The organism is Klebsiella spallanzanii (assembly GCF_902158555.1).
GTDB lineage: Bacteria > Pseudomonadota > Gammaproteobacteria > Enterobacterales > Enterobacteriaceae > Klebsiella > Klebsiella spallanzanii.
Genome location: NZ_CABGGS010000043.1, coordinates 254,572 through 275,423, shown reverse-complemented (window position 1 = coordinate 275,423; position 20,852 = coordinate 254,572). Strand labels below are relative to the sequence as shown.

The window sequence follows — 20,852 nt, the reverse complement described above, 5'->3', positions numbered from 1 at the left end:
TATCATGCGTATAACCCCATCGGTATATATCAATACTGGCAATCCATAACCAGATTCGTTATTTACAATAACAAGAAAAACCATCGATTATTTTCGGCTATACTTTGCTGAAATAAATATAAAGCAGTGGGCAAAAACGGATAATTCGGCGAAAATTACGTCAAAAAGGATGTTTTCTGGAAATCGACACGCCCAGGTGGCTAACAATCTTTCCCTCCGGACGGCTAAAAAGCATCTTATATTCTTTTTTGCTCTTAGCCGCAGACAAAAATTCTTTAAAATGCCAATTTTGCAGCCCTACCATTCAAATCATCTTGGTACGAATGGGTAAAATGTCATGTCAGTTTTTCATTCCGTTAGTGACCTTATTGGCCACACTCCCCTGCTCCAGCTGCATAAATTGGATAGTGGCCCCTGTAGCCTGTTTTTAAAACTGGAAAATCAAAACCCCGGCGGTTCGATAAAAGACCGCGTGGCGCTGTCGATGATTAATGAAGCCGAACGACTGGGAAAATTAAAGCCCGGCGGCACGATTATTGAAGCCACAGCCGGGAATACCGGCCTCGGGCTGGCGCTAATTGCGGCGCAGAAAAATTACCGCCTGATTCTGGTGGTGCCGGACAAGATGAGCCGCGAGAAGATTTTCCACCTGCGCGCGCTGGGAGCGCAGGTGCAGCTTACCCGCTCAGACGTCAACAAAGGCCACCCTGCCTACTATCAGGACTACGCCCGCCGCCTTGCCGACGAAACGCCAAGCGCCTTTTATATTGACCAGTTTAATAACGAGGCCAATCCGCTGGCCCATACCACTACCACCGCCCCGGAAATCTTTCAGCAACTGGAGGGCAATATTGACGCTATCGTCGTTGGCGTCGGCTCTGGCGGGACTCTCGGCGGGCTACAGGCCTGGTTTGCTGAACATTCGCCTAAAACAGAATTTATCCTGGCGGATCCGGCGGGTTCCATTCTGGCGGACCAGGTCGAAACCGGGCACTACGGCGAAACGGGATCCTGGCTGGTTGAGGGGATCGGCGAAGACTTTATTCCGCCGCTGGCCCACCTTGAAGGAGTCAAAAATGCTTACCGCGTCACCGATAGCGAGGCGTTCGCCACCGCCCGCGAGCTGTTGCAGGTTGAAGGCATTCTGGCGGGTTCTTCAACCGGCACTTTGCTTAATGCCGCCCTGCGTTACTGTCAGGCGCAAACTTCCGCCAAACGTGTGGTGACCTTCGCCTGCGACAGCGGCAACAAATATCTATCAAAAATGTTTAACGATGACTGGATGCGCCAGCAGGGCTTTTTAAGCCGCCCTTCGCGCGGCGATCTCAGTGACTTTATCGCCCTGCGCCACGATGAAGGGGCCACCGTCACCGCCGCGCCGGACGACACGCTGGCTGCGATCCTCGCCCGTATGCGCCTTTACGATATCTCGCAGTTGCCGGTGCTGGAAAACGGCCGTGTGGTCGGCATCGTCGACGAATGGGATCTGATTAGCCATGTTCAGGGCGACAGCCAGCGCTTTTCCCTGCCGGTCAGGGAAGCGATGACCCGCAACGTGGAAACCCTGGATAAACACGCGCCGGAAAGCGCGCTGAAAGCCATTTTCGATCGCGGCCTGGTGGCCGTTATCGCCGACAACGATCGTTTTCTTGGCCTCATTACACGTAGTGATGTACTGACCACCTGGCGTAACCGACTCGAACATTAAGGATTTAACAATGACCAATTTGCATACCCTGAGCGTACATAGCGGCACCTTTACCGACGAACACGGCGCGGTGATGCCGCCCATCTACGCCACCTCCACCTTTGCCCAGCCCGCGCCGGGCCAGCATACCGGTTACGAATATTCGCGCAGCGATAACCCGACCCGCCACGCGCTGGAGACGGCAATTGCTGACCTGGAAAGCGGTACGCGCGGCTACGCTTTTGCTTCCGGCCTCGCGGCCATCTCAACCGTGCTGGAGCTGCTCGATAAAGACAGCCACCTGGTCGCCGTCGACGATGTGTACGGCGGCACGTACCGGTTGATTGAAAACGTTCGCCGCCGCAGCGCCGGCCTGCAGGTAAGCTGGGTGAAGCCGGACGATCTGGCGGGCATTGAAGCGGCCATTCGGCCCGACACGCGAATGATTTGGGTCGAAACCCCGACTAACCCGCTGCTCAAGCTTGCCGATCTCAGCGCCATTGCCGCCATTGCGCGGCGACACAATATTATCAGCGTCACCGATAACACCTTTGCTTCACCGGTTATCCATCGTCCGCTGGAGCTGGGCTTCGATATCGTGGTGCACTCGGCGACCAAATATCTTAACGGCCACTCTGATGTGGTTGCCGGGCTGGCGGTGGTTGGCGACAATCCCGCACTGGCGGAAAAGCTGGGCTATCTGCAAAACGCGGTGGGCGGCGTGCTTGACCCGTTCAGCAGTTTCCTGACATTACGCGGTATCCGTACCCTGGCGCTGCGTATGGAGCGCCACAGTAGCAACGCGCTATTGCTCGCCGAGTGGCTGGAGCAGCAGCCGCAGGTCGAAAAGGTGTGGTTCCCGTGGCTGGCCTCGCATCCGCATCATCAGCTGGCGCGCAAGCAGATGGCGCTTCCCGGCGGGATGATTTCAGTGGTGGTCAAAGGCGACGACGGCTATGCCGAACGGATCATCCGCAAGCTGAAGCTGTTTACCCTCGCAGAGAGCCTCGGCGGCGTGGAAAGCCTGGTGAGCCAGCCGTTCAGCATGACGCATGCATCAATTCCGCTGGAGCAGCGTTTAGCCAACGGCATTACTCCACAGTTGATTCGTCTGTCGGTTGGGATTGAAGATCCGCAGGATCTGATCGCCGACTGGCGTCATGCGCTACGCGATTAAACAGATTGCCCGCCGCAAAGGCGGGCCGCTGTTCTACTGCTGCCCCTGCAAAAGATGCTCAACAAAACGCGTTAGCTTCGGCAGCGGGCGCAAATCTTGCCGCCAGAGTAAATGAACCGGTCTTGGCGGCGGCGTATAATCCTCCAGCACACGAACCAGCTTGCCGCACTCCAGCGCATCGGCCAGCAGCACTTCCGGCTGGAGCAGCAACCCGGCTCCGGCAATCGCCGCCATTCGCAGGGCATAACCATCATTGCAGCGCAGAATTGCGTCGCGCTTCCAGCGAACGCCCTCCTCAGCTCCCGGTAATTTCCACTCGTTGCGCGCGGTCCACACCGTATGCGACAAACAGAGATGAGAGGCCAGATCGGCTGGCGTATTCGGCGTACCGTGACGGGCTAAATAGTCGGGCGCGGCGCAGATCGTCATCCGGTAAGGCGCGAGATATTTTGCCACCAGATCGTCGTTATGGATCTCACCGATGCGGATCGCCAGATCGACACCCTCATCCACCAGATCGACCATGCGATTAGTCAGATCCAACTCTATACGCACGTCGGGCCAGGCTTGTAGAAAGGTGGCTGTCAGCGGGGCGATAACGCAGGTACCAAACGACGTCGGCGCGCTCACCCGCAGCGTGCCCGCTGGCGCTACCCGCAGCCTCTCCACCGAGCTTTCGGCAATCGAAACCTGCTCAAGTACGCGTTTCGCCTCTTCAAAATAGACTCGCCCGGCATCGGTCAGGCTCTGACGACGAGTGTTACGCACCAGCAGACGGGTATTTAGCTGGCGCTCAGTCAGCGCGATGTATTTACCCACCATGACCGCCGACATCTCAAGGCGCGATGCGGCGTCGGTAAAGCTTCCGCACTCCACCACCGTAATAAAGACCTCCATCGCCCGCAGCTTATCCATATTACAAACTCCTGATTAGCAATCATCTAACTTTTCGCCAGTTTATCCGATATCTGTTTTATTAAAGAATAGAGGCTCACCACATTAAAGAGCCTATCCCAGTAGGCGTAATTGTTGCCGATGGTTTGGACACGGACAGCGCGGAAAAACCGGAGCGTACACGTAGTACGTGAGGATTTTGAGCACTGCCCAGGGCCAAACCAGCAAATAAAATAGCCTAATGGGATAGGTTCTAAGGAGTCTGCTATGAAAATCATCATTATTGGTGCCAGCGGTACCGTTGGCCGCGCCGTTGCGCAAGAATTAAGTCAGTGCCATGAAGTTATTCGCGTCGGCCGCACTCAGGGCGACTATCAGGTTGATATCACCTCGCAAGAGAGCGTGCAGAGTTTGTTTGAAAACATTGGCCGGATAGACGCAATTGTTTCCGCCACTGGCAACCTGTTCTTTGGTCCTCTGGAAACCATGACCGATAACGATTTCAACCAGGGCTTGCAGGATAAGCTATTGGGGCAGGTTCGTCTGGCGCTTACCGGACAGCATTACCTCAACGACGGCGGTTCCATTACGCTGATTAGCGGGATAGTTGCCCACGAACCCATCGCCCAGGGAGTCAATGCCACCACCGTGAACGCCGGGCTGGAAGGGTTCGTTCGCGCCGCCGCCTGCGAACTGCCGCGCGGTATGCGTATTAACCTGATTAGCCCCACCGTATTGACCGAATCGGCGGTAGCCTACGACGGTTTCTTCCCCGGTTTTGAGAGCGTCCCCGCCGCCAGCGTGGCCCAGGCCTACCGCCGCAGCGTGGAAGGCGTACAGACAGGGCGGATTTATAACGTCGGCTACTGAACTGAGTAAAATGACTGCCTGATCAAAAAATAAAATAACATCCTGCTGCCGCGAGCGGGATGTTAAAGATTAATATGGCGAATGATTAATATGACTTATCGTGAGAGAAACGATATATTCCATAAATATACCCGTCATACTTCAAGTTGCATGCGCGTTGGCTTTCCTCGCTCACCCCAGTCACTTACTGGAGTAAGCTCCTGGGGATTCTCTGCGTCGCCGCCTTCCTGCAACTCGAATTATTTAGGGTATAAACCTAATCTAATTTCACCTTGTTTATTTCACAAAAAAACCATCTGGAAATAATTCTGTCACAATCCCACCCTATATTCTCAAGCCTTAATAAACAACGAATTACAAACTACAAATATCGAGGCTTATTTTGATTCGCTATATTCCTGTTACGGTCTCTCTGGTCACCATTGCCGTCTCTGGTGCGCTATACGCTGCGCCAATAAATACGCCCACGCTCGCTAGCATGGATAATTTTCGTGATATTGCCGGCACTACCTCGATTTATACCACCAGCCATGATGGCACTATGCGCACCGGGGTATTTTATCGCTCTAATGCCCTGGCATTATCCGCTGCGGATCAGGCTACGCTCAGCACGCTTGGCATCAGTGATGTTTATGATTTACGTACCACCAGCGAAATCGCCAGCAGCCCGGATGTGATGCCCGACGGGGCAACCTATACCAATATTGATATCATCGGCAACGCCGCTTCAGGCAGTAACATTACCTCGATAACTTTTAGCAGCGCCGCTGAAGCCAAAGCGATGATGCAGCAGACCAACGTCTCCTTCGTCAGCGATGCCGGGATGCGCGCGCAGTTCAGCACTCTGTTTAACGATCTGGCCAGCGCCGACGGTGCCGCCCTGTTCCACTGCACCGCAGGCAAAGACCGAACCGGCTGGACCGCCGCCATGTTGCTGAGTATAGCCGGTGTCGACAACACGACCATCATGGAAAACTACCTCGCCACCAACGATTACACTCGTCAGCGTGTTGAAGCGACCCTGGCGATGATGCCGCCAGCTATGGCAGAGATTTACGAGCCGCTGCTGGGCGTCGATGCCAGCTATCTACAGGCCGGACTGGACGAAATTACCCGCGAATATGGTTCAGTTGATAACTATCTGAAGCAAGGCCTGGGGCTGTCGCAGGAGACGCTCTACGTGCTGCGCGGAAAAATGGTCCATTATGGCCAGCTTCCGGGACAGAGCGGGCTACGAGGGAATGCGGCGCAGGGCGCAGCGCTGCTTAACGCGCTGCAAAACAGCGAGCTGTCAGGCCGCTACACCGACTATAACTACTATCTGCAATCAGCCATCGATGCCGGAAACCTCGGCGGAGTAGAGTCTCAGGTCGGCGGACAAATTTATGCGGATGCCGCGAGTTATCTGCTGCGTAGCGGCTCACGTCTGGATCGTGCGCTGACACCGAATATCGACAGCCGCCAGCTGCGCGATGGCGAAGGAAAACTGTGGTTAACCGGGCTTAACGGTTATCTGGGTACCGACGGTTCCGCCAGCGCCGCCAGCAGCAATGAGCACACCGCCGGTACGCTGCTGGGCTATACCCAGAGGGTGAACTCGCAGTTTAGCGGTTACGGTACGGTGGGACATAGCTGGGGGTCACTGGGCAGCGCCAACGCTGACGCGGATGCCAATACCACGCTGTTGGGGATCGGCGGTCGCTATGCTTTCGAAAACCTCAACCGTGGCCTCTTTGCTGCCGCCGATCTTAACGCCGGTTGGATTGACTACAGCAGCACCCGCAGGATGAGCGGCGGACTGGGTACCGCCACTGGCGATACCCACGGACAACTGTTCGGCGGCACGCTACGCCTCGGCTACGTCAGTCCACTCGATTTCGCCAGCGTCGAGTATTCCGTCGGCACCCGATTAACCCATCTGCGAATGGACGCCTTCCGTGAGAGCGGTAGCGAGCTGGCGCTTGATGTCGATCGCGTCAGCGAAAATAACGCCAGCGGCGTTGCCAATATTAACCTCGCCTTTAATCCACACAACAGCGGAAACTGGACCTTTACCCCGGCGGTAAATGTCGGCTATGAACACAGTTTCAGCGGCCCCTCGGTGCGCACTCGTGGGCAAGTTTATCAATATGAGGTGGTACAAAACTCGGCCTTCAATAGCCGCGATATGTTCAATGCAGGCGCCAACATTGGCGTGACGCGCGGCGCGCTGAGCCTGAACCTGGGCGGCCAGGCCGAAGTCGCCAGCGGCGGCGACAGCCACGGCTATAGCGGCAATTTAAGCGTGGCTTATGCCTTTTAAAAAACCACAGCAGGCCGTCGTCGCTGGCGGCTTGCTATTCCCCACAAAATTGTAAAGGGAGCAATTCTTGACGCCGAAGATTGGCTCATGCTGAAACGCTGTCCACAAAATGAAACGCTGACAGAAAAGGTAAAACAGAAATTATGTTTCAATTGGCTTTCGACAGCCGAAATCATCAATCCGACTTATGATTGCCCTTACCATAAAAAGTAGTTGATCTGGTATCGACAAGCTCTTATTTTGCTTCTCAGTTTTTAAACGAGATGAAACTGATGCCTACTATTACAGCCAGTAGTATGAAAGAAGCAAAAGAGTTAATTAACTGTGGGAAATATAAGGAAATCGTTCTAAATTTCGACATTGACGCTGATGATTTTTTCACCCTCGCCACTTCCCAGCAAGATACCAAAGTCACCATCACGGACAGAAATAATCGCTCATCGGTAAAAGCACAAAAATAATAAAAACCCCTGAGGCACTTCTTATGCTGTTAGCTATTGGTACCGTCGCTGTTGCTTTTCTCTCCTCATTGATGCTGATCTGGCTTGACGATCGCATTGCTGACCAGGATTAACGACCAGGGCTGGCGATAAGCCGCCAGAATCCCTCCTCTGAGTTTCTCTCGCCCGTAGTCATCTGCTGCGGGCGATTCAATACATAATTCAATGTTGAAACTCCGCGCCGCCAGGCAGCGCGAAGCTGAGCGATTACAGTGACTTCGCCAGGCGCTCAACGGCAGTCATCAGACCGTCTGCCGATACCGTAGAGTAGGACAGACGCAGGGTGCGGGTATCCGGGTTGTCATTATAGAACGCTTCCCCAGGCACGTAGACCACGCCGTTTTCCAGCGTTTTCTTCATCCATTCCATGGTATCGAACGGATAGCGGAAGCGGGCCCACAGGAACATACCGCCTTTTGGTCGGCTGAACTCAAGATGCTCTCCAAGACGGGATTCCAGCGCGTCGGCCAGCGCCACGCACTTCTTGCGATAATCTTCGCGGATCAGGGCAATCTGGTTTTCCAGACGATTCATGCTCAGGTATTCCGCGGTAATCACCTGCGACAGCATATTGGTATGCAGATCCGCTGCCTGTTTGACGATCACCGTCTGCTGCGCCAGCCAGTCCGGCATCACGATCCAGCCAATACGCATACCCGGCGCGAGGATCTTAGAGAACGTAGAGGTATATACCACCTGATCTTCGCAGCCTAGCTCAACCGCGTACTGATACAGCGGGCGATACACTTCATCTGTGAAACTGATTTCACCGTACGGATCGTCTTCGATAATGACGAAGTCGTGCTTCTTCGCCAGTTCCACCACACGGCGGCGGCGCGCTTCACTCAAGGTTTTTCCGCCGGGGTTACCGAAGGTCGGCACCAGGTAAACGGCTTTAATGCGGGTAGTTTCCAGCAGGTCAGCCAGTTGTTCCACCAGCATGCCGTCATCATCGGTATCGACGCTGAGAATATTGGCCTGCGCCAACTGGAAGACCTGTAGCGCCGCCAGATAGGTGGGGCGTTCAACGACGATCGCGTCACCCGGATCGAGCAGCGTACGGGCAACGATATCCAGTGACTGCTGCGATCCAGAGGTAATGTAGACATGGCTCGCTGAACAGGCAACGCCGCGCGCCTGACACAGTTCGCTCACCGCCTGACGCAGCGGCGGATAACCTTCGGTCAAACCATACTGGAATGCATCGTTAAAGCGCCCGTTCATCACCTGCTGCACCGCCAGGTTCAGGCCTTCGGTATCGAAAAGCTCCGGGGCCGGAATGCCGCCGCCCAGAGAGATAACGCCGGGCAGTTTACTGTGCTTGAGGAGTTCGCGGACGGCGGAGGGCTTAAGCTCACCCGCGCGGGCGGCGAGTCGCCGATCGTGCATACTATTTTCCTTTTCTGTCTTGTTGTTGTGATGTTTTATCTGTTTTCTACCGATAATTCCCTGGGAGCGCTACGCTCACCCAGGGCCTGGAGTTCATATATTGGTAGCCCGGACAGCTCCAGGAAATTCTGCCGCCCTGCTGACTTACCCGGGGGCGGCGCGATGCGCCTTGCCCGGGCTACAAATGCCGCAGGTGGAGAGAACCGCCGCAATCCGGGGCTAAACTTAACGGTTATCTTTGTCTTTTAGCACGATTAACGGCTCAATATCGCTCTCTTTTTTCACCACCAGCGAATCATCGCCGCGCAGGCAGGTACCGCCATAGTTACCGCCAACGGTAAAGGTGCAAACCTGGATGTATTTGCCATCCACTTTCGGCAGGCACCACAGCTGCTGGTAAATATTTTTGCGATCGACAAACTGGCCGCTGGTTTTATCCAGCACTTCATCCTGCGGGCCAATCAGGTCGATATTGTTGCCGCAGCGGCCTGAGATAGGCTTAACCGCATAGCCAGTTTCCGCCAGCTGCTCGTTGACCACAAAATCGGTATCCAGCAGGTAACGATGGTTCGGGAACAGCGACCACAGCACCGGCAGAATCGCCTTGTTGCCGGGGATAACCGTCCACAGCGGTTCAAACACTAAGACTTCCGGGCGCAGCAGAACGTCAATCAAGCGCACCTCATTATTGGGATGCCCGGTGCGAATCGGCACGGCGGCATACTCGTCGGCGCTGACTTCACGCACCTGCTCAATGGCGGTTTCCCACGCCCAGGTTTTCCAGACGCAGTTGACCAACCGACCATCGGCGTCAATAAGCTGCCCGGCAGCATCCCAGCGCAGCTCATCAAGGCCATAGAGAATTTTGCTGTCGAAACCGGCCTGCGTCAGCGAACGCTGGATAAACTGGGCGTGATAGTTCTCCTCCAGATCCTTATCCTGCATGATATGCACGAAAGGGCGCGCCCGGCTGTGCTTCCACGCCCCGGCAAGCTCATCCAGCAGGTTTTCCGCCGGATTGTGCCCGGTGCCGTAGTAGCCCTGTTTCAGCCACTGTTCGAGGATCAGCCCGCCTTCGGTATGGCAGGAAGCGGAGTCGGCGTTGTATTCATACACCTTCAACCCGCGTTCATCCATACAGAAATCCATACGACCGGTAATCATATGATGCCGACGGCGCTGCCACGAGAGGCGCAGGCGCGGCCAGAGGATTTTCGGAATATCGAACAGTGCCAGCAGACTGTCATCCTTCATCACCTTATCGGTGGCGTGCAGGTACATCAGGTGCAGCTCGTTGGTCGCCTTGATAAGCTCCTGCTCGGCGCTTTCGCTAATGGTGAAATACTGGTAAGGGTCTTTATTGATAACGTGGCCGTTGGCTTCAACGTAGGCTTTTTGCAGCGAATCTTTTTCGTTGAGCCAGTTGCCGCGAAACTGGCCTTTATTCGGCAACCGCGCGCCTTTGATAGCCATCGCGTCACCCGGCAGAACCGGCTGCGGCAGGCTGTGCTCGGTATCAGCGGTTTGGATCATCCAGCCAAGAATTTCGGTATCGGCAAAGGTGTCTTTAATTGTGTAGATGCCGTTTTTCACTTCCAGCGTCAGCTCGCGGGTCCACTGCTGGCCCTGCGGCAGCGGCGAGTGAATTACGTTTTGCTCGGCGATCCGGACTTTATTCCCGACCAACTGAGTGATCACCGCCACGTGGCCGGTGTGTTTAAACTCGCCGCCCTTCTGCCAAATCAGCAGAGAACCGGCAATCGGCGGACGGCGGGAGCCGTTAGCGAAAGCCTGCAGCGGCAGAATATTGTCGTTGACCACTTCGCGCAGAAAACGCAGAGAGAAGATTTCGTAGGCCATGCCGACATCGGTAAACACAAAGCCGTAGGTGAGGAACAGAAAGCGGCGCGCAAACTCTACGCACTGCCATTTGTGCCCCATATACTCATTACCGATATAACTACGGAACGTGGCGTCATCCGGATAGTCTTGCGGATTTAAGCTACTGTAATTCGAAGAATAAATCGCTACGCCGCCCGGCGCGTAGCCTAATAGTGTACCAAACGGGGCGTCACTGCTTGTCGAACCTTTGCTCATTTAGCCTGACCTCAAATTAATGCAGCCCGGGCAGTTGGCGAAACAAAACTCCCTCTTCTTATCCTGCCGCAGGCACTTACCAGACAGAGGTGCAATGATGATACCACTCATTCGATTCGCTAATCGTGCCCTTAAGGAAAATAAGCCTGCACCGCCAGGCAAAAGTGATATCGTTATTTGAGATAAAAAAACAATCAGGAGTCGACAATGAGCACACCTTCGCATCTGACTGCCCAACCGCTGGTTTGGGGGCATGGCCCACGCACCTTTGAGGTGTTTCTCGAACCAACCTGCCCTTACTCGGTGCGCGCCTTTAATAAGCTTGATGATCTGCTGGATGAAGTTGGCGCGGATAACGTCACGATCAAAATTCGTCTTCAGTCTCAGCCGTGGCATCTGTTCTCCGGCGTCATCGTGCGTTGCATTCTTGCCGCCTCTACTCTGCCTCATGGTCGCGAGCAGGCGCACAAGGTGCTGAAAGCCGTCGCTGACCACCGCGAGGAGTTCGAGTTTACCGACCACTGTAGCGGGCCGAATATGAACGCATCGCCACAGCAGATTATTGAGCGAATCGAACGCTATAGCCACGTCTCGCTGGCTGCGGCATTTGCCCGTCCTGAGCTGCAAAACGAGATCAAATGGCACAGCAAATACGCTCGCCAGAACGGTATCCACGTATCGCCGACCTTTATGGTTAACGGCCTGGTGCAGGCGGATCTCGGCAGCGGCGATGATATCAGCGTGTGGGCCGCGCGAATTTTGGCCTGATTCCCTTCGAAGTAAACATCCTGGCGGCCCAAAGCGTTGCGCTGCCAGCTACCCCAACTCATTACCGCTAGATATCATCCAGGGTCACCCTTTGCCAAAAAAATACATTAGCACTAATGTATATTAAAAAATTAAGGAGTGACCAATGGAAAATCAACCAGGCCTTGGAGAACTGCTTCGCTATGTTACGGACCTCGTCGATAGCGGCGCTGAAAAAATTTATCGCGACATGGCATTTACCTACCGCCCTCGCTATACCCCCATTCTGCGGGCGATGGTAGCGGGAGCGGAGACCGTGACGGATATTACTGCCCGCACCTGGTTGACCCAAGGGGCGATTAGCCAGTCCGTCTCCATGATGGAGAAAGAGGATATTCTGCAAAAACACGCTCAGGAAGATGGGCGTAAAAGCCGCTTGCAGCTCACCAGCAAGGGTCAGCAACTGGTCGCCGAATTACAGCCGCACTGGCAAACGATTTTTGTCGCTATCAATCAACTGGAAAACGAAACGGGATATCCACTTCTTACCGTGCTGCAGGAAACTGCCAAAGCGCTAGAAAAGCAGGGATTTGACGAACGACTCCGACTCGCAAAACAGGAACAACATCATGACGAGTAGCGCAAACTGGTTTGCCAGCGGCGGCGAAACCTACGCCCGCTTTCGTCCGGAGTACCCCAGAGCGCTACTGGATTACCTGCTCTCGATAACGCCAGATCAACATCATGCGCTGGATGTTGGATGCGGCACGGGCCAGCTGACGCACTTACTGGCTTCTGGCTTTGATAAGGTCACGGGGATCGACCCCGGCCAGAGCCAGATTGCAAACGCTGCGCCTCACGACAAGATTGATTATCGCGTTGGGCCTGCCGAACGACTACCCGGCGATCTCAGCCAAATCAACCTGATTACCGTCGCCCAGGCGGCGCACTGGTTTGATTTACCCGCGTTTTATCGCGAAATCGCGCGTGTTGCCGCCCCTCGGGCCACCATTGCATTAATCAGCTACGGCGTACTGATTCCCGACGAAACCATCGGCGAGCGTTTCCGCCAGTTCTATTATGACGAAATCGGCCATTTCTGGCCCGCAGAGCGCAAGCTCGTTGACGAAGGCTATAGAACCATTGATTTCCCGTTCGCCGAGCTCACGGCGCCAAAAATGGAGATTTGTCTGGAGTGGGATCTGGCGGCGCTGATGGGCTATATCTCCACCTGGTCAGCAGTAAAGCGCGCGGGCGAGGCGGGGCAGGAAAAAAGGCTATCCCGGTTTTATGAAGATCTATGCCAGATATGGGGAGACCCTTCGCAGCGCAGAGTCTGCGGCTGGCCGATTAATATCAGAGCAGGTAAATTATGAATCACTCGCAGCTGGAAATCGGACTGACACATCAGGATGGTTTTATCGTAGAACCTCGGCATACCGTGCCGCAGGTCGATACTAACTGGCCGGGCTTTCAGGATATGCCGCCCTTGCTGGCAACGGCATATATGATTGGTTTTATGGAGCAGACCTGCATTCAGGCGCTGCGCCCTTATTTAGCGCCCGGTGAACACACTTTGGGTATTGCCGTTGATATGACGCATGAATCGCCGACACAAGCAGGCTCGCTGGTTAAAGCAACCGTCGAGCTGGTGAAAATAGAAGGCAAAGTCCTCCACTTTCACGTCAGCTGTCTTGACGATAAGGGCCTGATTGGTCGCGGAACGCACAAGCGGGCCATCATTCAGGTCGAACGTTTTCTGACGCGGATGAAGTCAACAAAATGATATTTAATACGCCTCGCACTGTTAAACCCATCCGATAGCACCTGCTACACTCCCTCAACACCTCATGAAAAAGGCAGGCCAGCATGTCAGAGAATAACTACCAACCACCTAAAGTGTGGGAATGGAAGCAAAACAACGGCGGCGCATTCGCCAATATCAACCGTCCCGTCTCCGGCGCAACCCATGACCAGGAGCTGCCGGTGGGGGCGCATCCGCTTCAGCTCTATTCGCTGGGAACGCCAAACGGTCAGAAGGTGACCATTATGCTGGAAGAGCTGCTGGCGCTGGGCGTCAGCGGCGCGGAGTATGACGCCTGGCTGATTCGCATCGGCGAAGGCGATCAGTTCTCCAGCGGCTTTGTCGAGATTAACCCAAACTCGAAAATCCCCGCGCTCAGCGACCACTCCACCACGCCGCCGACCCGGGTTTTTGAATCCGGCAGCATCCTGCTCTATCTGGCGGAGAAGTTCGGTTTCTTCCTGCCAAAAGATCCGGCAGGCCGCACCGAAACCCTTAACTGGCTGTTCTGGCTGCAGGGCGCGGCTCCGTTCCTCGGCGGCGGCTTTGGCCACTTCTTCAACTATGCGCCGGTGAAAATCGAATACGCGATCGATCGCTTTACGATGGAAGCTAAACGCCAGCTTGATGTGCTGGACAAGCAGCTTTCCCGGGGTCGTTTTGTTGCAGGGGAAGAGTACACTATTGCCGATATGGCCATCTGGCCATGGTACGGCAACGTGGTGTTGGGGAATGTTTACAACGCCGCCGAGTTCCTTGATGCCGGTAGCTATAAAAACGTACTGCGCTGGGCGCAGGATGTGGGCAATCGCCCCGCCGTTCAGCGTGGACGCATGGTTAACCGCACCTTCGGCCCGCTCAATGAGCAGCTTCACGAACGCCATGCTGCCAGCGACTTCGAAACGCAAACTGAAGATAAACGCCAGGCGTAACGCCCTGCTCGCCGGAGGCTTCAGCCTCCGGTTTTTAGCTTTCTAACCGATATCCCGCCATAAAGTAGCGCATCGACGTGCACGAACTTCCCTCTTTGAAGAAGTCCATCACCATGTCTCTGTCCAGACCATAGCGACGGGTAAGGATCCCCGCTTCCCAGGCGCTAAGCTGACGGTCGCCGGTTTTCTCAAACATACGGTGTGAATAACCGAGCACAAACCCGCGTTTATAGTCGGAGCAAAAATTTGCCGCATGCGTGGCGGTGTCAGCATGGGATGCCTGAAGCCCCGCCATTAAGCCTTTACCAAAATGATTTTCCATCGCACTCCCCTCAATCGTTATATATAAAATTATATAGCGTTTTTTTGAGCGAGCGGTAGTGCTATTTCCGGCGATTTCGCTAGCGTAAATACTTATCAAACCACGCCAGCGTGCGCTGCCAGGCCAGATCGGCGGCAGCCCGGTCGTAGCGGGGAGTAGAATCATTATGAAAGCCGTGGTTAACACCCTGATATATATAAGCCTCATAGACCTTATTATGCGCCTTTAGCGCTTTTTCATAGGCGGGCCAGCCTTCATTAATGCCGCTATCCAGGCCAGCATAGTGCAGCAGTAGCGGGGCCTTTATTTTGTCGACTTCGTTCAGCGGCGGCTGACGACCATAAAACGGTACCGCACAGGCCAGCTCGGGGATCGCCACCGCTGCCGCATTGCTGACGCCGCCGCCGTAGCAAAAACCGGTAATCCCAACCTTTCCCGTTGCCTGAGGATGCTTCTCCATAAACGCAACCGCTGCGAAAAAATCGTTCATCAGCTTCACCGGATCGACCTTCTGCTGTAACTCCCGTCCTTCATCATCATTGCCAGGATAGCCGCCGACGGAGCTCAGACCATCCGGCGCCAGCGCAATATAGCCCGCTTTCGCCACCCGTCGGGCAACGTCTTCAATGTAGGGATTCAGACCTCGGTTCTCATGCACCACTACCACTGCGGGCGCTTTGTCAGCTATTTTCGTCGGCATCACCAGATAAGCCCGTACTTCGCCATGGCCATCGGGCGAGGGATAGTGAATATATTCCGGATGGATATCGGGGTCAGTAAACGCAACCTGCTCCGCCAGAGCGTAGTTAGGCTTTAGCAGATTAAACAGCGCCAGCGCGGTCATCCCGCCGACGGTGTATTTCCCCGCCAGCTGGAGAAACTCACGTTTGCTGATTTTGCCATGGGCGTAGTAGTCGTAATACTCAAGCAGTTGCTGGGGAAAATCTTTGGCCGTTAGTCGCGTCATCACCCTTCCTCCGTTATTAAGTGCCCTTTAAGCAAAGCAGAAGCTCTGCCATGTGCCAGTAGAGGAGAGTAGAAACTGAGAGAAGGAACGACAGATTTTGTAAGCCGGGTCAGGCGCAAGCCGCCACCCGGCAGAAATACAAGCACAATGCCTAAAACAGGTATGCCGTCAGCTTCAGTGTTTAACTTTCGTCAGGCGGTCGAGATAGCCCATCACAAAGGCTGACAGCACAAACGTCAGGTGGATAATGACGTACCACATCAGCTTATTATCCGGGACGTTTTTCGCATCCATAAACACCCGCAACAGGTGAATGGAAGAGATAGCCACAATGGAAGCTGCAACCTTATTTTTCAGCGAGGTCGCGTCCATTTTACCCAGCCAGCTTAGCTTCTCTTTGCCTTCGTTAATATCCAGCTGCGAGACAAAATTTTCATAGCCGGAGAACATCACCATCACCAGCAGACCTCCCACCAGGGTCATATCCACCAGCGACAGCAGGGTCAGAATCATATCCGACTCACTGACGCTGAAAATATGCGGCAGTATGTGAAAGATCTCCTGAAAGAATTTGATCGTCAGAGCAATCAAACCGAGCGAAAGGCCAAAATAAACCGGCGCCAACAACCAGCGCGAGGCGTACATAGCATTTTCCAGAAAGCGTTCCATAAGATCCCGTAAGTTAACAAAAACGAACGGTATTATATCGCAACAGAGCAACGTTATAGCAACAGCTTACCAACAGAACAACTATCTGATGGGCGTAAAAAAGGCTGGCACAAGGCCAGCCTGGAGAGATGCGTTGGAGAGAGGGTTACTTCGCTTTTACGGTTTCTTCGCCCACCAGACCAATCTTCAGATAGCCCGCCTGATGCAGGGTATCCATGACTTTCATCATCGTTTCATAATCCACGGTTTTGTCCGCGCGGAAGAAAACGGTGGTATCTTTCTTGCCTTCAGTCAACGCATCCAGTGACATAATCATGCTCTCTTCGGTGATGGGATCATTACCGAGGAACATGGTTTTATCCGCCTTCACCGACAGGTAGATAGGCTTTTCAGGACGCGGCTGCGGCTGGCTTGAAGAAGCAGGAAGATTCACCTTCACGTCAACGGTGGCCAGCGGAGCCGCCACCATAAAGATAATCAGCAGCACCAGCATGACGTCGATAAACGGCGTCACGTTGATGTCATGCATTTCGCCGTTATCATCGAGGTTTTCGTTAAAATGCATTGCCATAAAGCATCAACCTACGCGTAATTTCTGGGCGGTACGCACCGGCTTCACGCCGCTGGCGCTCAGGTCCAGATCGCGGCTTTGCAGCAGCAGTACCTGAGCCGCAACATCGCCAAGAGAAGCTTTATAGCTGGCAATCATACGGGCGAAAATGTTGTAGATAACCACCGCCGGAATCGCGGCGAACAGGCCGATTGCCGTGGCCAGCAGAGCTTCCGCGATACCCGGAGCAACAACCGCCAGGTTAGTCGTCTGCGTCTGAGCGATACCGATAAAGCTGTTCATGATGCCCCAGACGGTACCAAACAGACCCACGAACGGAGAAATCGCACCGATAGTCGCCAGATAACCGTTGCCGCGCCCCATATAACGACCTACTGCCGCCACGCGACGCTCCAGTCGAAAACCAGTACGCTCTTTAATCCCTTCGTTATCTTCGGAACCAGCGGAAAGCTCCAGCTCGTTCTGCGCTTCGTTGATCAGCTGCGAGGTCAGGCTTTTAGCATGGAAAGCGTTAGCAATATCGCTGGCCTGGTCGAGAGAGCGTGCTTCGGCAACCAGCTGCTGCTCGCGCTTGAGACGGCGCTTGCTGGACAGGATCTCAGCACCTTTGCCAAAAAAGATAGCCCATGTCACGACCGACGCCAGAATCAGGCCGATCATCACCACCTTAACGACAATATCGGCGTGATGATACATACCCCAAACGGAGAGATCCGCCTGCATCAAATTATTACCCACACTGTATCTCCAGGACGTAAATCACAAAATCTGCGCACAATAATATCAAAACGGCATCGAATTGATAGTGGTTCTCATTAGTATTTACACTGTGCAGCAAATCACGTTTATTTTCCTTGCGCTTACGCAGTAAAAAAGTTGCTGACCCCGCCATTGATAAAATTTTTACCTGTATCCGCCGCGACCCGGTACATAAACGGGTATTCATGTTAGTTTAGACGTCCAGACGTATAAAAACAGGTTATCTGAACATGGCTGATAAACATCTTGATACTGCGCTGGTTCACGCTGGCCGCAGCAAAAAATACACACAAGGCTCAGTAAACAGCGTGATTCAGCGCGCGTCATCGCTGGTTTTCGACACCGTCGAAGCGAAAAAACACGCCACCCGCAACCGGGCCAAAGGCGAGCTGTTCTATGGTCGTCGCGGTACCCTGACCCACTTTTCTCTGCAGGAAGCCATGTGCGAACTGGAAGGCGGCGCCGGCTGCGCTCTCTTCCCCTGCGGCGCTGCGGCAGTCGCCAATACCATTCTGGCATTTGTCGAGCAGGGCGACCATGTTCTGATGACCAACACCGCGTATGAGCCTACCCAGGATTTCTGTACCAAAATTCTCGCCAAACTGGGCGTCACCACCAGCTGGTTCGACCCGCTTATCGGCGGCGATATCGCCCGCCTGGTGCAGCCAAATACCCGTGTGGTATTCCTCGAATCCCCTGGTTCCATCACCATGGAAGTCCATGATGTTCCGGCTATCGTCGCGGCGGTACGCAGCGTCGCGCCCGAAGCAATTATTATGATCGACAACACCTGGGCGGCGGGCGTGCTGTTTAAAGCGCTGGACTTCGGCATCGATATCTCCATTCAGGCCGCAACCAAATACCTGATTGGTCATTCCGACGGCATGGTCGGCACCGCGGTGGCCAATGAGCGCTGTTGGGCGCAGCTTCGTGAAAATGCCTATCTGATGGGACAAATGGTGGATGCCGATACCGCCTATATGACCAGCCGCGGTCTGCGTACCCTGGCCGTACGTCTGCGTCAGCATCATGAAAGCAGCCTGCATATTGCCGAATGGCTGGCTCAGCACCCGCAGGTGGCGCGCGTCAATCACCCGGCTCTGCCCGGCAGCAAAGGCCATGAGTTCTGGAAACGCGATTTCACCGGTAGCAGCGGGCTGTTCTCTTTTGTGTTGAACAAACGTCTGACTGACGCCGAGCTGTCCGCCTATCTGGACCACTTCAGCTTGTTCAGCATGGCCTACTCCTGGGGTGGCTTTGAATCGCTGATTTTAGCCAATCAGCCGGAGCAAATTGCCGAAATTCGTCCGGATGCTGAAGTCGATTTCAGCGGTACCCTGATCCGTGTACACATCGGGTTAGAAAATGTTACCGATCTGCTGGATGATTTAGCGGCGGGCTTCGCGCGTATCGTGTAAAGTGACAGTGAGTGGCAACAATAGCGGACGTTTTTAAGAGAAACGGCCGCTTTAGTTGCGCCCGGGATCAAGGTGCTCGGGTCTCTTCAGGAGTACACTAGACAAAAAATACGGTACCACTTAGGAAAGTCCATGGTTGTCATTCAAGAAATTGTCGCCGCGCTGTGGCAGCATGATTTTGCCGCATTGGCAAACCCCCACGTTGTGGGCGTTGTATATCTGGTCATGTTCGCAACCCTGTTTCTGGAAAACGGTCTGCTACCTGCCTCATTCTTACCGGGCGATAGCCTGTTGCTGCTCGCAGGTGCGCTGATTGCCAAAGGCGTAATGGGCTTTGTGCCAACTCTTGCCATTTTGACAACGGCGGCCAGCCTCGGCTGCTGGTTAAGCTATATTCAGGGGCGCTGGTTGGGAAATACCGTCACGGTTAAACGCTGGCTTGGGCATCTGCCGCACAAGTACCATCAGCGAGCGACCTGTATGTTCGATAAGCACGGTCTGCTGGCGCTGCTTGCCGGGCGTTTCCTGGCGTTTGTTCGCACCCTGCTGCCCACCATGGCGGGTATTTCCGGGCTACCAAACCGCCGCTTCCAGTTCTTCAACTGGTTGAGCGCGCTGCTGTGGGTTGGCGTGGTTACCGGCCTGGGCTATGCGCTGAGCATGATTCCTTTCGTTAAGCGTCATGAAGATCAGGTAATGACCTGCCTGATGATTCTGCCTATCGCGCTGCTGATAGCCGGGCTGCTCGGTACGGTTATCGTTGTTATCAAGAAGAAATACTGCAACGCCTGATATTTTGCCAGGGCGGCGCGGGTTCGCCGTCCTGGAATGGTTTATCATATCCCCTGAATTGTCCTGATGCGCGCCGCATCTTCTCCCGGCGTAATCCCAAAGTAACGCTTAAACTCGCGGCTGAACTGCGATGCGCTTTCATATCCTACCCGCATCGCCGCTGCGCTGGCTTTCATGCCGTCGTGGATCATTAACATGCGCGCTTTATGCAGGCGGTAAGTTTTCAGGTACTGTAGCGGAGAAGTGCTAGTAACTGATTTGAAGTTATGGTGGAACGCCGAGACGCTCATATTGGCTTCCGCCGCCAGCTGATCAACGCTCAGGTTTTCGGTGTACTGGCTTTCAATACGCTTCAGCACGCGGCTAATCAGGCTAAAGTGAGTCTGCCGGCTGACCAGCGCCAGCAGCGCTCCGCCACAGGGGCCTGTCAGCACGTGGTAGAGGATTTCACGGATAATCTGTTTGCCCAGAATACGCGCGTCCAGCGGGCGCTCCATCACGTCCAGCAGGCGCTCCGCCGCGCACAGAATCTCTTCGGACAGCACCGCCGAGTTGATCCCGCTTGACGCCATTGACGGCTGAAACTGCTCATCTTCACCAATATCCATCAGCAGTTCCTGCAGTTGAAGAATATCGACATTAAGTCGAATCCCCGCCAGCGGGACCTCCGGGGTAGCGAAGGTTTCGCATTCGAACGGTAGCGGTACCGTTAACAGCAGATATTCGTTAGTGTCATAGCGGAAAGTGCGCTCATTAATGTAGCCAATTTTATGCCCGGAAAAGAGAAACACGATCCCCGGCTGATACATAACCGGCGTGCGAGCAGCCGGCTGCGTGCCGTACAGCAAACGAATATCTGGCAATAGCTCGATGAGCATTTCTTCTTTATCTTTCAGCTGATTAACCTTATTCGTTAATAGCTGACATATCTCAGCGCGGTTCATTTTTCGTGCTT

Annotated in this window: 22 protein-coding genes; 12 read left to right on the top strand and 10 right to left on the bottom strand. The window is 54.3% G+C overall.

Annotated elements, in window-relative coordinates; translation table 11 throughout:
• The first annotated feature begins 337 nt into the window (after positions 1 to 337).
• Both FN082_RS21945 and FN082_RS21940 read left to right on the top strand, forming a co-directional pair.
• On the top strand, positions 338 to 1,708 hold the full coding sequence (locus FN082_RS21945; protein WP_142982362.1) for a pyridoxal-phosphate dependent enzyme: 1,371 nt from the start codon (positions 338 to 340) through the stop codon (positions 1,706 to 1,708).
• 10 nt (positions 1,709 to 1,718) lie between these two features.
• Positions 1,719 to 2,864, top strand: a complete 1,146-nt coding sequence (locus FN082_RS21940) for a trans-sulfuration enzyme family protein (protein ID WP_142982361.1) — start codon at positions 1,719 to 1,721, stop codon at positions 2,862 to 2,864.
• Between the two features lie 33 nt (positions 2,865 to 2,897).
• Here FN082_RS21940 and FN082_RS21935 read toward each other — a convergent pair whose 3' ends face one another.
• A complete protein-coding gene (locus FN082_RS21935) occupies positions 2,898 to 3,779 on the bottom strand; it encodes a LysR family transcriptional regulator (RefSeq protein ID WP_142982360.1) in 882 nt (293 codons plus the stop codon).
• 246 nt (positions 3,780 to 4,025) lie between these two features.
• Between FN082_RS21935 and FN082_RS21930 the strand changes: the two genes are divergently transcribed.
• The 3 genes from FN082_RS21930 to FN082_RS21920 all read left to right on the top strand — a co-directional run bounded on the left by FN082_RS21930 (position 4,026) and on the right by FN082_RS21920 (position 7,391).
• Positions 4,026 to 4,628 carry a short chain dehydrogenase gene (locus FN082_RS21930; protein ID WP_142462094.1) on the top strand — a complete coding sequence of 201 codons (603 nt, stop codon included), beginning with the start codon at positions 4,026 to 4,028 and terminating at the stop codon, positions 4,626 to 4,628.
• A gap of 382 nt (positions 4,629 to 5,010) precedes the next feature.
• Positions 5,011 to 6,930: a tyrosine-protein phosphatase gene (locus FN082_RS21925; protein ID WP_142982359.1), complete on the top strand. Its 1,920-nt coding sequence runs from the start codon at positions 5,011 to 5,013 to the stop codon at positions 6,928 to 6,930.
• Positions 6,931 to 7,202: 272 nt separating this feature from the next.
• Complete coding sequence (locus FN082_RS21920; protein ID WP_139540406.1) at positions 7,203 to 7,391, top strand: hypothetical protein; 189 nt, start codon at positions 7,203 to 7,205, stop codon at positions 7,389 to 7,391.
• A 246-nt stretch (positions 7,392 to 7,637) separates the two neighbouring features.
• Here the strand turns inward: FN082_RS21920 and FN082_RS21915 are convergent, their stop codons facing one another.
• The 3 genes from FN082_RS21915 to FN082_RS30395 form a co-directional block, all read right to left on the bottom strand.
• The gene (locus FN082_RS21915; RefSeq protein ID WP_139540408.1) at positions 7,638 to 8,819 is read right to left on the bottom strand and encodes an aminotransferase-like domain-containing protein; all 1,182 of its coding nucleotides are present in this window, start codon (positions 8,817 to 8,819) and stop codon (positions 7,638 to 7,640) included.
• Between the two features lie 225 nt (positions 8,820 to 9,044).
• Positions 9,045 to 10,916, bottom strand: a complete 1,872-nt coding sequence (gene gss / locus FN082_RS21905; RefSeq protein WP_139540411.1) for a bifunctional glutathionylspermidine amidase/synthase — start codon at positions 10,914 to 10,916, stop codon at positions 9,045 to 9,047.
• 76 nt (positions 10,917 to 10,992) lie between these two features.
• Entirely contained in the window at positions 10,993 to 11,124 is a 132-nt protein-coding gene (locus FN082_RS30395; RefSeq protein WP_328592124.1) for a hypothetical protein, read from the bottom strand.
• On the opposite strand from FN082_RS30395, the gene FN082_RS21900 reads away from it, so the two are divergent.
• The 5 genes from FN082_RS21900 (at position 11,124) to yghU (ending at position 14,399) form a co-directional block, all read left to right on the top strand.
• A complete protein-coding gene (locus tag FN082_RS21900) occupies positions 11,124 to 11,684 on the top strand; it encodes a DsbA family protein (protein ID WP_142982358.1) in 561 nt (186 codons plus the stop codon). The two genes, FN082_RS30395 and FN082_RS21900, sit on opposite strands and share 1 nt — an antisense overlap.
• Positions 11,685 to 11,829: 145 nt before the next feature.
• The gene (locus FN082_RS21895; RefSeq protein ID WP_139540415.1) at positions 11,830 to 12,303 is read left to right on the top strand and encodes a MarR family winged helix-turn-helix transcriptional regulator; all 474 of its coding nucleotides are present in this window, start codon (positions 11,830 to 11,832) and stop codon (positions 12,301 to 12,303) included.
• On the top strand, positions 12,293 to 13,039 hold the full coding sequence (locus FN082_RS21890; RefSeq protein ID WP_142462097.1) for a class I SAM-dependent methyltransferase: 747 nt from the start codon (positions 12,293 to 12,295) through the stop codon (positions 13,037 to 13,039). Before FN082_RS21895 ends, FN082_RS21890 begins: the two co-directional genes overlap by 11 nt.
• On the top strand, positions 13,036 to 13,449 hold the full coding sequence (locus FN082_RS21885; protein WP_142982357.1) for a thioesterase family protein: 414 nt from the start codon (positions 13,036 to 13,038) through the stop codon (positions 13,447 to 13,449). Before FN082_RS21890 ends, FN082_RS21885 begins: the two co-directional genes overlap by 4 nt.
• 83 nt (positions 13,450 to 13,532) lie before the next feature.
• Entirely contained in the window at positions 13,533 to 14,399 is an 867-nt protein-coding gene (gene yghU, locus FN082_RS21880) for a glutathione-dependent disulfide-bond oxidoreductase (protein ID WP_142982356.1), read from the top strand.
• Between the two features lie 34 nt (positions 14,400 to 14,433).
• Here the strand turns inward: yghU and FN082_RS21875 are convergent, their stop codons facing one another.
• The 5 genes from FN082_RS21875 to exbB form a co-directional block, all read right to left on the bottom strand.
• Positions 14,434 to 14,721 (bottom strand): DUF2623 domain-containing protein, encoded by a 288-nt coding sequence (locus FN082_RS21875; RefSeq protein WP_110273054.1) that lies wholly within the window; start codon positions 14,719 to 14,721, stop codon positions 14,434 to 14,436.
• Positions 14,722 to 14,800: 79 nt separating this feature from the next.
• On the bottom strand, positions 14,801 to 15,688 hold the full coding sequence (gene yghX / locus FN082_RS21870) for a YghX family hydrolase (RefSeq protein WP_139540424.1): 888 nt from the start codon (positions 15,686 to 15,688) through the stop codon (positions 14,801 to 14,803).
• A gap of 174 nt (positions 15,689 to 15,862) precedes the next feature.
• Positions 15,863 to 16,357 carry a TIGR00645 family protein gene (locus FN082_RS21865; protein WP_004105804.1) on the bottom strand — a complete coding sequence of 165 codons (495 nt, stop codon included), beginning with the start codon at positions 16,355 to 16,357 and terminating at the stop codon, positions 15,863 to 15,865.
• Positions 16,358 to 16,502: 145 nt separating this feature from the next.
• Positions 16,503 to 16,928 carry a TonB system transport protein ExbD gene (gene exbD, locus FN082_RS21860; RefSeq protein ID WP_142462100.1) on the bottom strand — a complete coding sequence of 142 codons (426 nt, stop codon included), beginning with the start codon at positions 16,926 to 16,928 and terminating at the stop codon, positions 16,503 to 16,505.
• A gap of 6 nt (positions 16,929 to 16,934) precedes the next feature.
• A complete protein-coding gene (gene exbB, locus FN082_RS21855) occupies positions 16,935 to 17,666 on the bottom strand; it encodes a tol-pal system-associated acyl-CoA thioesterase (protein WP_139540426.1) in 732 nt (243 codons plus the stop codon).
• Positions 17,667 to 17,917: 251 nt separating this feature from the next.
• On the opposite strand from exbB, the gene metC reads away from it, so the two are divergent.
• Entirely contained in the window at positions 17,918 to 19,105 is a 1,188-nt protein-coding gene (gene metC, locus FN082_RS21850) for a cystathionine beta-lyase (RefSeq protein ID WP_112213733.1), read from the top strand.
• A 132-nt stretch (positions 19,106 to 19,237) separates the two neighbouring features.
• Entirely contained in the window at positions 19,238 to 19,897 is a 660-nt protein-coding gene (gene yghB / locus FN082_RS21845; protein ID WP_139540429.1) for a DedA family general envelope maintenance protein YghB, read from the top strand.
• Between the two features lie 44 nt (positions 19,898 to 19,941).
• Here yghB and FN082_RS21840 read toward each other — a convergent pair whose 3' ends face one another.
• Positions 19,942 to 20,841, bottom strand: coding sequence for an AraC family transcriptional regulator (locus FN082_RS21840; RefSeq protein WP_142982355.1), 900 nt, complete (start codon positions 20,839 to 20,841; stop codon positions 19,942 to 19,944).
• Positions 20,842 to 20,852 lie beyond the last annotated feature (11 nt).

What these genes read in the sequence shown, in the direction of transcription:
- FN082_RS21840 (WP_142982355.1), bottom strand. Translation starts at nt 20,841, where the DNA reads ATGAACCGCGCTGAGATATGTCAGCTATTAACGAATAAGGTTAATCAG.
- FN082_RS21875 (WP_110273054.1), bottom strand. Translation starts at nt 14,721, where the DNA reads ATGGAAAATCATTTTGGTAAAGGCTTAATGGCGGGGCTTCAGGCATCC.
- FN082_RS21930 (WP_142462094.1), top strand. Translation starts at nt 4,026, where the DNA reads ATGAAAATCATCATTATTGGTGCCAGCGGTACCGTTGGCCGCGCCGTT.
- FN082_RS21890 (WP_142462097.1), top strand. Translation starts at nt 12,293, where the DNA reads ATGACGAGTAGCGCAAACTGGTTTGCCAGCGGCGGCGAAACCTACGCC.
- FN082_RS21920 (WP_139540406.1), top strand. Translation starts at nt 7,203, where the DNA reads ATGCCTACTATTACAGCCAGTAGTATGAAAGAAGCAAAAGAGTTAATT.
- yghB (WP_139540429.1), top strand. Translation starts at nt 19,238, where the DNA reads ATGGTTGTCATTCAAGAAATTGTCGCCGCGCTGTGGCAGCATGATTTT.
- FN082_RS21935 (WP_142982360.1), bottom strand. Translation starts at nt 3,779, where the DNA reads ATGGATAAGCTGCGGGCGATGGAGGTCTTTATTACGGTGGTGGAGTGC.
- FN082_RS21945 (WP_142982362.1), top strand. Translation starts at nt 338, where the DNA reads ATGTCAGTTTTTCATTCCGTTAGTGACCTTATTGGCCACACTCCCCTG.
- FN082_RS21900 (WP_142982358.1), top strand. Translation starts at nt 11,124, where the DNA reads ATGAGCACACCTTCGCATCTGACTGCCCAACCGCTGGTTTGGGGGCAT.
- yghX (WP_139540424.1), bottom strand. Translation starts at nt 15,688, where the DNA reads ATGACGCGACTAACGGCCAAAGATTTTCCCCAGCAACTGCTTGAGTAT.
- FN082_RS21865 (WP_004105804.1), bottom strand. Translation starts at nt 16,357, where the DNA reads ATGGAACGCTTTCTGGAAAATGCTATGTACGCCTCGCGCTGGTTGTTG.
- FN082_RS21885 (WP_142982357.1), top strand. Translation starts at nt 13,036, where the DNA reads ATGAATCACTCGCAGCTGGAAATCGGACTGACACATCAGGATGGTTTT.
- yghU (WP_142982356.1), top strand. Translation starts at nt 13,533, where the DNA reads ATGTCAGAGAATAACTACCAACCACCTAAAGTGTGGGAATGGAAGCAA.
- exbD (WP_142462100.1), bottom strand. Translation starts at nt 16,928, where the DNA reads ATGGCAATGCATTTTAACGAAAACCTCGATGATAACGGCGAAATGCAT.
- metC (WP_112213733.1), top strand. Translation starts at nt 17,918, where the DNA reads ATGGCTGATAAACATCTTGATACTGCGCTGGTTCACGCTGGCCGCAGC.
- FN082_RS21940 (WP_142982361.1), top strand. Translation starts at nt 1,719, where the DNA reads ATGACCAATTTGCATACCCTGAGCGTACATAGCGGCACCTTTACCGAC.
- FN082_RS21895 (WP_139540415.1), top strand. Translation starts at nt 11,830, where the DNA reads ATGGAAAATCAACCAGGCCTTGGAGAACTGCTTCGCTATGTTACGGAC.
- FN082_RS21915 (WP_139540408.1), bottom strand. Translation starts at nt 8,819, where the DNA reads ATGCACGATCGGCGACTCGCCGCCCGCGCGGGTGAGCTTAAGCCCTCC.
- gss (WP_139540411.1), bottom strand. Translation starts at nt 10,916, where the DNA reads ATGAGCAAAGGTTCGACAAGCAGTGACGCCCCGTTTGGTACACTATTA.